11 protein-coding genes are annotated in these 11,156 nt (G+C 64.7%); 3 read left to right on the top strand and 8 right to left on the bottom strand.

Annotated elements, in window-relative coordinates:
• Positions 1-8 precede the first annotated feature (8 nt).
• Positions 9-638, bottom strand: a complete 630-nt coding sequence (locus tag AC5Y21_RS06305) for a TetR/AcrR family transcriptional regulator (RefSeq protein ID WP_499910481.1) — start codon at positions 636-638, stop codon at positions 9-11.
• Between the two features lie 94 nt (positions 639-732).
• On the opposite strand from AC5Y21_RS06305, the gene AC5Y21_RS06300 reads away from it, so the two are divergent.
• The 3 genes from AC5Y21_RS06300 (at position 733) to AC5Y21_RS06290 (ending at position 4,907) form a co-directional block, all read left to right on the top strand.
• Entirely contained in the window at positions 733-1,959 is a 1,227-nt protein-coding gene (locus tag AC5Y21_RS06300) for a cytochrome P450 (RefSeq protein WP_499910480.1), read from the top strand.
• A gap of 20 nt (positions 1,960-1,979) precedes the next feature.
• Complete coding sequence (locus tag AC5Y21_RS06295) at positions 1,980-2,954, top strand: SDR family NAD(P)-dependent oxidoreductase (protein WP_499910478.1); 975 nt, start codon at positions 1,980-1,982, stop codon at positions 2,952-2,954.
• A gap of 390 nt (positions 2,955-3,344) precedes the next feature.
• Positions 3,345-4,907, top strand: coding sequence for an LCP family protein (locus tag AC5Y21_RS06290; RefSeq protein ID WP_499910477.1), 1,563 nt, complete (start codon positions 3,345-3,347; stop codon positions 4,905-4,907).
• Between the two features lie 70 nt (positions 4,908-4,977).
• Here the strand turns inward: AC5Y21_RS06290 and AC5Y21_RS06285 are convergent, their stop codons facing one another.
• The 7 genes from AC5Y21_RS06285 to AC5Y21_RS06255 all read right to left on the bottom strand — a co-directional run bounded on the left by AC5Y21_RS06285 (position 4,978) and on the right by AC5Y21_RS06255 (position 11,139).
• Positions 4,978-5,769 carry an SDR family NAD(P)-dependent oxidoreductase gene (locus AC5Y21_RS06285; RefSeq protein WP_499910475.1) on the bottom strand — a complete coding sequence of 264 codons (792 nt, stop codon included), beginning with the start codon at positions 5,767-5,769 and terminating at the stop codon, positions 4,978-4,980.
• A 17-nt stretch (positions 5,770-5,786) separates the two neighbouring features.
• On the bottom strand, positions 5,787-6,563 hold the full coding sequence (locus AC5Y21_RS06280; protein WP_499910474.1) for an SDR family oxidoreductase: 777 nt from the start codon (positions 6,561-6,563) through the stop codon (positions 5,787-5,789).
• A gap of 46 nt (positions 6,564-6,609) precedes the next feature.
• Positions 6,610-6,759 (bottom strand): hypothetical protein, encoded by a 150-nt coding sequence (locus tag AC5Y21_RS06275; protein WP_499910472.1) that lies wholly within the window; start codon positions 6,757-6,759, stop codon positions 6,610-6,612.
• 133 nt (positions 6,760-6,892) lie between these two features.
• Positions 6,893-7,693 carry a glucose 1-dehydrogenase gene (locus AC5Y21_RS06270; RefSeq protein WP_499910471.1) on the bottom strand — a complete coding sequence of 267 codons (801 nt, stop codon included), beginning with the start codon at positions 7,691-7,693 and terminating at the stop codon, positions 6,893-6,895.
• Positions 7,693-8,490 carry an SDR family NAD(P)-dependent oxidoreductase gene (locus AC5Y21_RS06265; RefSeq protein ID WP_499910469.1) on the bottom strand — a complete coding sequence of 266 codons (798 nt, stop codon included), beginning with the start codon at positions 8,488-8,490 and terminating at the stop codon, positions 7,693-7,695. Before AC5Y21_RS06265 ends, AC5Y21_RS06270 begins: the two co-directional genes overlap by 1 nt.
• Positions 8,491-8,569: 79 nt before the next feature.
• Entirely contained in the window at positions 8,570-9,538 is a 969-nt protein-coding gene (locus AC5Y21_RS06260) for an alpha/beta hydrolase (protein ID WP_499910467.1), read from the bottom strand.
• Complete coding sequence (locus AC5Y21_RS06255; protein ID WP_499910625.1) at positions 9,535-11,139, bottom strand: acyl-CoA synthetase; 1,605 nt, start codon at positions 11,137-11,139, stop codon at positions 9,535-9,537. Before AC5Y21_RS06255 ends, AC5Y21_RS06260 begins: the two co-directional genes overlap by 4 nt.
• Positions 11,140-11,156 lie beyond the last annotated feature (17 nt).

The raw sequence follows: 11,156 nt of genomic DNA, 5'->3' as shown, positions 1-11,156 counted from the left end.
ACCAACGGTCACAAGGGCCAGCCGCTTTCGGGCGGCGCATAACGGAAAGCGGCGGCCGGGGGCAGCGGACGCCGTTCGCGGGTCACAATCGCGTCAAGGATAAGGGCCACGTACCGTCGCCACCCGTCGCTACCCGGATCCATCGTCCAGAGCACGTTATGAAGCATCGCGATCAGGCGCGGCAGGTCGTCACCGACCAGGTCGGGACGGATTAAGCCGGCTTGCTGACCTCGGCCGGCAAGCTCGTCTAGCGCCTCATTCAGCGAGGACGAGATGTCGGGGGTCAGCGAGCCCGCCCGATAGGCGGCGGTCAGCAGATTATGCTCGCGGGCACCGAGCGATATTGCGGCTTCGAACAATTGGGTCAGGCCGTGCAACGGATCCGCACTGCGCAGCGCCTCGTCGATTGCCGGGGTGAGATCCTCGGCGACGCTCTGATCCAGGGCAGCGCGAACCAGGTCGCCCTTCGTCGGGAACCGGCGGTACAGCGTTCGTTCCCCAACGCCGGCGCGGCGGGCGACGGCCTCGAGGGGTGCCTCCGCCCCCAACTCGGCGTAGACGTCGCGCGCCGCGCGCAGAATGCGCTGCACGTTGCGCGCCGCATCGGCCCGCAACGTCCGATCGGCAACTGCTGACACCGTGCCAGGGTAACTGACCGTTGACTGCGGGTCAGGTGAGCTCTAGGCTCCTTTAATTGACAGCTAACTGCCACTTAAATGGGAAACACCGCTGATGTCAACGATTTCCGATACCCATTCCGCCTCTGCCTGTCCCGGGGAGCTTCCCGTCATACCCATCCCGCGCGATGCGCAGTGTCCCCTCAAACCGCCGGCCGCATTCGCGGATTGGCGCCAACAGCCGGGGCTGCGACGGGTGATGTACCACGGCAAGCCGACCTGGATGGTGAGCCGCTACCAGGACATCAGAGCGGCGCTGGTCGATCCGCGCCTGTCCGCTGACACGATTCCCGCCGCCATCATGCCAGCCGGGTCCGGTGAGACCGCGCCGGTGATGTTCGCGCGTGTGGACGATCCCGAGCATCATCGGTTGCGGCGCATGGTGACCGGCAGCTTCACCTTCCGGCGGGCCGAGTCGATGCGGCCGCAGATCCAGAAATTGGTCGACCACTATCTCGACGAGATGATCGGCACCGGACCGCCCGCCGACCTGGTGCGGCACTTCGGCTTGCCGGTCCCGTCGATGGTGATCGCGCTGCTATTGGGCGTACCGCCGGAGGACCTTGAACTCTTCCAACACCAGACCACGGTCGGTTTGGACGTCAGGTCCAGCGACGAGGAGAAGGCCGCGGCCTTCGGCGCGATGTATGCCTACATCCAGGAGTTGGTGCGCCGCAAAGAGCGCGAACCCGGTGACGACTTGATCAGCCGCTTGGCTACGGAGTACATCGCGACGGGCCAACTCGACCATGAGACCGCGGCGATGACAAGTGTGATCATGATGCAGGCCGGCCACGAGACGACGGCCAACATGATTTCATTGGGAACCGTTGCGCTGCTGCAACATTCCGACGTGTACGAGCGGCTCGGCCAGACTGACGATCACACCGTGATCGCCAACATCGTCGAAGAGCTGATGCGCTACCTCACCATCGTGCACAGCCAGGTCGACCGGGTGGCGACCGAAGATCTCACCCTGGGCGGTCAGCTGATCCGAGCCGGGGACTGGGTCTTGATGAATCTGCCCGCAGGCAACTGGGACGCCGAGTTCGTCGACGATCCCGAAAGCTTCGAGGCCGACCGAAATCCGCGCGGACACTTGGGGTTCGGCTACGGCGTGCACCAATGCATCGGACAAAACCTCGCACGAGTCGAAATGCAGGTCGCGTTCGCCACGCTGGCACGCCGGCTGCCCGCACTGAAGTTGGCGGTGCCACCGGATCAGCTGCGGTTCAAGGAATCCGACATCTACGGAATGAAGGAACTGCCGGTCAGCTGGTGACCGCGTATCGAGAGTATCCCGTGACATCGTCCGACAACCTGCGGTTCGACGGGCAGGTCGCCGTGATAACCGGTGCCGGTGGTGGTTTGGGCAAGCAATACGCGCTGCTGCTCGCATCGCGGGGCGCGCGCGTGGTGGTAAACGACGTCGGCGGATCGGTGACCGGGCATGGCTCCAACGTCGAAGCCGCGACTGCCGCCGCAGCGGAGATTCGCCAACTCGGCGGCGAGGCCGTTGCCGACGCCAACAGCGTGACCAGCCCGGAAGGCGGAAAGGCGATCGTCGACACCGCCCTTCGTACCTGGGGTCGAGTGGACATCGTCATCAACAATGCGGGGATTGTCCGCGATGCGCCGTTTGGGGACATGACCGCCGATAAGGTTGAGCCGCTATTGGATGTGCACCTGCGGGGTGCATTCCATGTGACAAGGCCGGCGTGGAACGTGATGCGTGAGCAGCGCTATGGCCGGATACTCAACACCTGCTCGGCCGCTGGAATCCTTGGCGCCGAAGGCATGAGCAACTACGGCGCGGCCAAGACCGGGTTGATCGGCTTCACACGCGTGCTGGGCGCCGAGGGAGCCGAGCAGGGCATCAAGGTCAATGCGATCGCGCCGATCGCCTACACCCGGATGCTGATGCACTCGATCGAGGGAACCGGCCGGCAGGACGATGCGTCGACGCAGGCCGTTTTGGACGAGCTGGTGGGCCAGTACCTTCAGCAGTTGGACCCCGCTCTGGTAGCGCCCGTGGTGGCATTTCTGACGCACCGCGACTGCCCCGTTTCCGGGGAGATCTACACGGTCGGCGCCGGACACGTCGCGCGTTTCTTCATCGGTAGGACACAAGGTTTCTACAGTCCGGCGCTGTCCGTCGAAGACGTGCGCGACCATTTTGAGGAGATCCGCGACGAGGCCGGCTACACCGTGCCGGGCGGACCAGCCGACGAGATGGGCGAACTATTCGCCACCATCATGGCCAACCGTTCCTGGTAATGGCGCGCAGACGCAAAAGCGCCCAATTCGGGCCGGAATTGGGTGCTTTTGTGTCTGCTCGCCCTAGTTGTGCTGCTGTGACGCATTCGTGACCGGCGGCTTCCCACCCGTTGGAATGGCCGAATGTCGGCAAGAACGCGCTGGTAGCGGCAAAAAAGCGGCCGCAGAATTCGACGCGGCCCGCCTGCTGAGCCGGCCGTGATTCGGAATTGTGATTGGGGGGTTCACAGCAAGCTACCGCATACTTGACGGCATGCATCTAGCGACATCACCGCAAACCGCGGACGCGGTATTCGGTGATGCGCGCCGCGAGCAGACGCAAAAGGCCCCGATTTGGGGCCAAATCGGGGGCTTTTCCGTCTTCTCGCGCGGAGTTGGCCGAGGTTTGTGATGGCGCGCCCCGCCCGTCGGCACCGCCATCGTGCCGTTCGTCAGCCATCGCGGATCCGCACCGGGGTTACCCGCGGCTTCCTGACCCTGGTGTCGCTGGTGGCGGTGCTGCTCACCGGCGCCGGCTACTGGGTGGCCCACGGCGCGCTGGGTGGCATCACGATCTCGGACGCGCTGCGCCCAGACGACCCCCGATCCAGCGGAAACCAGATGAACATCCTGCTGATCGGGCTGGACTCCCGCAAAGACCAGGACGGCAACGACCTCCCGTCGTCGATCCTGCGGCAGTTGCATGCGGGCGATTCCGATGATGGCGGCTACAACACCAACACGCTGATACTGGTGCACGTCGGCGCCGACGGCAAAGTTGTCGCCTTCTCGATTCCCCGAGACGACTGGGTGCCGTTCAACGGCGTCCCAGGCTACAACCACATCAAGATCAAAGAGGCCTACGGGCTGACCAAGCAATATGTCGCGCAAAAGCTCGCCAACCAGGGAGCGAGCAGCCAAAAGGAACTCGAGAGCAAGGGCCGCGAGGCCGGCCGGGCCGCGACCTTGCGCGCGGTGCGCAGCCTGACCGGCGTTCCGATCGACTATTTCGCCGAAATCAACCTGGCCGGTTTCTACGATCTGGCCCAGACGTTGGGCGGCGTAGACGTGTGCCTGAACCACGCGGTCTACGACTCCTACTCCGGCGCCAACTTTCCGGCCGGACGTCAGCGGTTGAACGCTTCCCAGGCGCTGGCGTTTGTGCGGCAGCGTCATGGCCTGGAGAACGGCGACCTGGACCGCACTCACCGGCAGCAGGCGTTCCTCTCCTCCGTCATGCGGGAACTGCAGGATGCGGGCACCTTCTCCAACCTGGACAAGCTCAACAGCCTCATGTCCGTGGCGCGCAAAGATGTGGTGCTGTCGGCCGGTTGGGACGAGAACCTGTTCCGCCGGATGGGCGACCTCGCGGGCGGCCCCGGAAACAGCCGGGTGGAATTCCGGACGCTGCCCGTGGTCCGGTACGACAACATCGACGGCCAGGACGTAAACATCGTCGACCCGGCTGCGATCAAGGCGGAGGTTGCCGCGGCGATCGGTGCCGCGCCGACGGTGGCCCCCACCACAACTACGGTCAGCAAGCCCGACCCGTCCACCGTCGTCGACGTGATCAACTCCGGCAGCCTCACCGGACTGGCCAGCGAGGTGTCGCGCGCGCTCAAGAAGCAGGGCTACGCCACGGGTCAGGTCCGCGATCGCAACTCTGGCGAACCGACGGCCACGACGGTCGCGTATGGCGCCGGCGCGGACACCGATGCGCGCAATGTGGCGACGCTGCTCGGCATCGATGCCCCCAAGCAGGCCGATCCCACCCTCGCGGCCGGACACGTCCGGGTCATTGTGGACACCAACTTCTCGCTGCCCGCACTCGACGAGACCACGACCACAACGACTACTACGACCACGACCACCAAGACTCACAGCTACGGGTCGTACGGCTATACCACCAGCACCTATCCCACGCCCGATCGAGGAAAGCCCATCGACGGCGGCGGCGTGCCGTGCGTCAACTAGTTGTGCCGAGCAGACGCAAAAGCCCCCATTTCGTGCCGAAGTGAGGGGCTATTGCGTCTGCTCGCCAAACTCAGGCGTGGGTTCCGCCGTCGATGCGGATCTCTGTTCCGGTGATGAAGGCGCCGTCCTCGGAAACCAGCATGGCGATCACGCCGGCGACGACTGACGGGTCGGCCATTCCAGCGCCGCTGGATTCGACCGTCGTCGGCAGGATCGGCAACAGTTTGGCCAACAGCGACCAATCGGTGTCCGACGGGAGGTATCCGCCTGTGGCATCGGTGATTCCGGACTTGATGCTGCCCGGCGCCACACATACCGCGCGCAGCCCGGCCCGCGCATACTCCAGCGCCAGCGAATGGGTGAAGGCCTGGACTCCGCCTTTACTTGCGGCGTAGGCCGCCATGTACGGGTGCGCGAACGAGGCCGACGTGGAGCTGAAGTTGACGATCGTGCTGCGCTGATTCTCGAGCAGTGCCGGCAGTGCTTCGCGCACCACCAGAAAGGTGCCGGTCAGATTGACGGCGATGATCTGACTCCACAACTCGGTGCTGGTCTGGTGAGTATGTGCGGCCCGCAGGATGCCGGCGGCGTTGACCAATGAATCCAGGCCACCGAGTGTTTCGACGGCTGAGCGAACCCCGCCGCGCACCGAATCCTCGTCACCGATGTTCAGCTGCGACGTAGTGAGCCGGTCGCCGGTCGCGGCCTCGTCTGCCCGGGCCCGAGTTTTATCCAGACCTTCCGCGGAGATGTCCGCGGCCACCACCACCGCGCCCTCGTCCAGCAAACGTAGCGTGGTGGCTTGTCCGATCCCCGACGCGGCGCCGGTGACCAGGATCCGGTTACCCTCCAGTCGCTTCATCTGCACTCCTGTCTGAATCACTGTCCCATAACGTATTTCACAGTGGGACCGGCAGTCCATCCGCCGTCGACCGCGATCTCCGCGCCGGTCACATATGCGGCTTCATCGGATAGCAGGTAGCCGACGGCACCGGTCATCTCCTCGGCCGTCCCAACGCGTCCCATCGGCGTGTTGGGGTAATTGCCTTCGCCGACCTGGATGCCCACCTGCGCCGTCATCGGCGTGTAGGTCATGCCCGGGTGCACCGAATTGACCCGGATGCGATCGGTTCCCAGCTCAACGGCCGCGATCTTCGACAGTCCCCGCACTCCCCATTTCGAGGCGCCGTAGCCCGCGGTGAGCGCCAGCCCGAACAGCCCGGCCGCCGAGGAGATGTTGACGATCGAACCGCCACCGGCAGCGCGCATCGGCCCGATAACCGCCTGCATCCCGTTGAACACTCCGACCAAATTGACTTCCAGCACCATGCGGAAGTGTTCCACGGGTTCTTGCTCGATGAACTGGCCCGTCGACACCCCGGCGTTGTTCACCAACCCGTTCAGGCCGCCGAACCCAGCCAGCGTGAACTCGACTGCCGCCGACCACTGCGCGGGGTCGGTCACGTCGAGGTGCGCGTAGCGCGCGGATGCGCCCAGTTCGTCCGCAAGCTGCTTGCCGTCGTCGTCGAGCAGATCGGCGATCACCACCTTGCCGCCGCGTGCGACGATGTGGCGCGCGAATGCCGCGCCAAGCCCGCGGGCGCCTCCGGTGACAAAGACGACCTTGCCGGAGAGCTGTCTTGTATTAGGTTCCATCTCAAAGCCTTTCAATCATGTGGCTGCCGGACCGCCCGGGCATCGTTCACAGCACGTGGTGTCGCTGCCAACGCTTGCGCACTGTCCGCATCCATTCGCGGCTTCGCTCGGCGGCGCCCACACTGGTGCTCACCAGAGGGGGAATCAGCGGCAGGAAGATGATGCCGAAGAACACGACAATCGCAACGTAGGGCATGGTTTTCGTTCACATTTCTCCGTCGAGACGACGGTGATGCTTGGCAATTCCAGATATAGGTTCACCCAGGCAGACCCGGTGAGGAGGGCCCGTTCCCGATGAGCGGGAGTTCGCGACGCCGAATCGTGTGGCGTCAGTCGGCAGGAGATGCGGCAGCCGCGGGTGTAGTCATCGGGATCCGGCCGACGCTGGCGCCGCCGTCGACCGCGAAGTCGGCGCCGGTGACGTACGACGAGGCGTCAGACGCCAGAAAGGCGACCACCGCGGCGACTTCTTCGGGCACGCCGACACGGGTCAACGGAGCGGCGGGGTGACCCCCGGGTCCGAGACGGACGTCGAGATGACTGATCATCGGCGTATCGATCATCCCCGGATATACCGCGTTCACCCGGATTCCCAAAGGGCCCAGCTCAATTGCCGCCACTTTGGTCAAGCCGCGGAGTCCCCATTTGGACGACCCGTAGGCACCGTAGCCGGCGAGTCCTTGCAGAGCCGCCTGCGACGTGATGTTGACGATCGAGCCCCCGCCGGCCGCCTTCATGGGTCCGACAACGGCCTTGATGCCCAGGAAGGGTCCGACCAGGTTGACGCGCAGCTGTCGCTCGAACCCGTCGAGGGACTGATCCAGAATCGGCGTGGCGGAACAGACCGCCGCATTGTTCACCAGCACATCAAGTCCACCGAATTCGGTTGTGACGACGTCGATCACAGAATCCCAATCGTCTGCACTACTGACGTCGTGGCGAACGAATCGTGCCGCATCACCGATGGAGTCCGCGACGGCTTGACCCTCGTTCTCCAGGATGTCGGTGACAACGACCCGCGCGCCCAGCGATGCGAACAGCCGCGCTTCCGCCGCACCCTGGCCTCGACCGCCCCCGGTGATGATCGCGACTTTTCCCGACAGGTCCATTAGCTGGTTAGCGATCGTCATCAATCAGCCCTCATGTCAATGCCTTTGAGCAGAACCTCACTCATTCGGCGCGGGAACTCGACGAGCATGGACGTCGGTGCGATTGACCGCGGAAGCCTGACGTGGCGTCGCCGATGCTCGATCGCGTCAACTATCGCTTTGGCGACGGCGGCCGGTTCCAGGTCTTCGGAGGGCAGTAGATGCAACCGGCCGAAACGCTCCATGGCCCGCCGGGACGGTCCGAAGCCTTGGATGTTGTCGATCATGTCGGTTTTCACCGCACCGACCTGAACCAGAGTCGTACCAATCGGCGTGCCGGCCAACTCCTGCCGGATTCCAGCGGTGAAATGGCTCAGGCCCGCCTTCGAGGTGCCATAGAGAGTGACACCTGGACTGATGCTCACCGCGCCCATCGACGACACGTTGACGATGTGTCCCCGCGCCCGCGCCAGCATTCGCGGCATCAGCTGACGACACAGCTCCAATGGTGCGCCAAGGTTGACCTGCAGCAGATCGCGTACTTGTTGCGCAGAGGTGTCGGGAAACAGACCGACGTGGTCCAAGGCCGCGTTGTTGACCAGCACGTCGATCGGCCCGTCGGCCTCCACCCGATCGACCAGGGCGGCCACGGCCGCTGGATCGGTGAGGTCGGTCGGGTAGGCCTTGCCGTTGAGCTCCTTGGCCAGCAGCTCGAGCGCGTCGGCGCTGCGCGCGACCACCGCGACCTCGGCACCGCGCTGCGCCAGCGATTCGGCGATGCTGCGTCCCAGGCCACGGCTGGCGCCGGTGACCAGGGCACGGGCGTTCTGCAACTTCACAGCTGTTCCCTTCTACGAAGGCCACCAGACGCGAAATCGCACGAATCGCACGGCGAAAGTGCGATTTTGCGTCTGCTCGTCATGATCTCAGCTCCGCCAGTGCGTCTCGCACCACCGCGCAGACGTCGGTATTGGCCTGCTCAGCTAATGGAATGTCGTCCGGCAAGTTGAAGAACCCGTGGAACATCCCGGGGTAGCGCTCGACCGTCGCTGAAACTCCCGCCGCCCGTAGCCGCTCGGCGTACTCCTCGCCGTCGTCACACAGCGGGTCGAATTCGCCGGTGACGATGTGTGCCGGCGGCAATCCGGCCAAGTCTGCCAGTATCGGTGAGGCGAGCACGTTCTGATGGTCACCATCGGGTCCAAGGTATTGCTGAGTAAACCACCGCTGGTGCTCCAGCGTCAGCGCGCCCCGCGACAACGGGTCGCGCACCACCTTTGGCTTGCGGCGCTGGTCGACCACCGGATAGATCAGCAGCTGAAACGCAATGGGCGGGCCGCCGCGATCGCGGGCAATCAAGCACGTGACGGTCGCCAGGTTTCCGCCAGCGCTGTCTCCGGCAAGCACGAGACGGCTTGGGTCACCGCCGAGTTCCCGTCCGTGTCTGGCCACCCACTGGGTGACTTGCCAGGTGTCTTCCACGGCTGCCGGGAAGCGGTGCTCAGGGGCGAGCCGGTAGTCGACCGAGATGACAACCGCGCCAGCGCCGTTGGCGAGCCGGCGACAACATGCGTCGTGTGAATCCAAGTCGCACAACACAAAACCCCCACCGTGTAGGTACACGATGAGCGGAACCCCACCGAGAGACTCCTCCGGCGTCAGCGGATGGTAGATGCGCACTCCGATGTCGTGAGTCCCGTCCGAGGTGGGGACGGTGCGGTTCTGAACCCGCGCGACGGGAATGTGCCGGCGCGGTTTACGGCTCGCCTGCAGGCTGGCCCGCACTTCGGTCGCATCGGCGGTGCCGTCTTGCATCGACGCGAATGCCGCCGACATACGCTGGGCAACTTCCCGTTTCGCAGCCTCGACGTCGGTGGGCTGCGTCATCGGATGGCACCCTGCTCGAGCTGACTTCGCACCACTTTGCCGGTAGAATTGCGCGGCAGGGCATCGAGAAACACGACCTCCCGCGGGACTTTGAAGCGGGCCAGGTTTTTGCGCACATGGTCCTTGATCGCCTCGGCCTGCAGCGAAACACCATCCACAGGAACAACATACGCCTTGAGGCGTTGCCCGAAGTCAGGATCATCCACACCGACCACGGCGGCTTCGTCCACGTCCCGGTGGCCGCAGATGAGGTGTTCGACCTCCAACGGGTAAACGTTCTCGCCGCCGCTGATGATCATGTCGTCGTCGCGGCCGTCGACGTAGAGGCGTCCAGTCTCGTCCAGGTGGCCGATGTCGCCGCTGCTGAGCAGGCCGTCGATCACTTCCTTTTTCTGACCACCGGTGTAGCCGCCGAAGCTCAACATGCTACCGGCGAAGATACGGCCGATGGCGCCGGGCGTGGTGATCGGATTGCCGTTGTCGTCGTACAGCGCGACCCGGCACCCGACCGGCGGCCGGCCCGCGGTTGACGGATTGTGAGCCAGGTCCTCGGGCATCGCGACGCTGATCACCGCGAGTTCCGTTGAGCCGTAGCTGTTGTAGAGGACCGGGCCGAACCGGTCCAGCGCGCGAGTGACCAAGTCGGCCGGCATCGCTGACCCGGAGGCGAAAATGATCCGCAGCGACGAAGTGTCGTAGGAGTTCAAGACCTCGGCGGGCAGTGCGAGCATCCGCTGCAACATCGTTGGGACAACGGCAAGTACGTTGCATCGGTAGTCGGCGATTGCCCGAAGGGTGGCTTCGGGATCGAACTTGCGCCGCAGCACCAGGCGGTTACCGAGGCTCAACGACAACACCGCCTGCCCCAGCCCGGTGCCGTGAAAGATCGGCGCCGCCATCATGCAGATCTCATTCCTGCGGCGCGGTACGCGGTCCAGTAGCTGTGCGGAGAACAATGGCGACGACTTTCCTCGGGGTGCGCCTTTCGGCGTACCGGAGGTGCCGCTGGTAAGCAAGGTGAGACCACCCGGCTTTGCCGGCGGCAGCACCGCCGCGTCCGACGTCGACTCGATCAGATGCTCCAGCGAAACGACATCCACGTCCGTCAGCGGCCAGGGGTCGGAGAGGAACCGGCGTACGGACGGCTCGACCGCATCGAGCAGACCGGTGAACTCGTGGTCATGCACGAGCACCGAAACACCTTCGCGGCGAGCAACATCGGCGAGCTGCGGCTTGGCGAAGCCAGTGTTCATCAGCACCAGCTGTGCCCCGACCTTCCCCGCCGCGGCGAGCACGGTGATCAGGTTGCGGTGGTCGCGGCACAACGCGGCGATCACCGTGCCCGGGCCGAGCCCCAGCTGGGACCATGCCCGGGTGAGCGCGTTTACCCGGCTGTTGAGCTCTGCGAAGGAGACGTCGCCCGCATCGTCGGTGATCGCTATCGCGTTTCCGCCCCGCCGCGCGGCGCCTTCAATGACCGCCGCGAATGGGCCGTATTTCTTGACGAACATGGCCGATCGGATGCCATCCACGGGACTCCCGGTAAGGCCGGATTCGCGCAACACCCTAACGCTGTGTGCGGTCACCGCGATCCGCTGCATTCGCCGGCGCACATTGG

It is taken from the genome of Mycobacterium sp. NGS41, assembly GCF_059812725.1.
The sequence above is the reverse complement of the archived record's forward strand: the minus strand, read 5'-3'. Positions and strand labels throughout refer to the sequence as shown.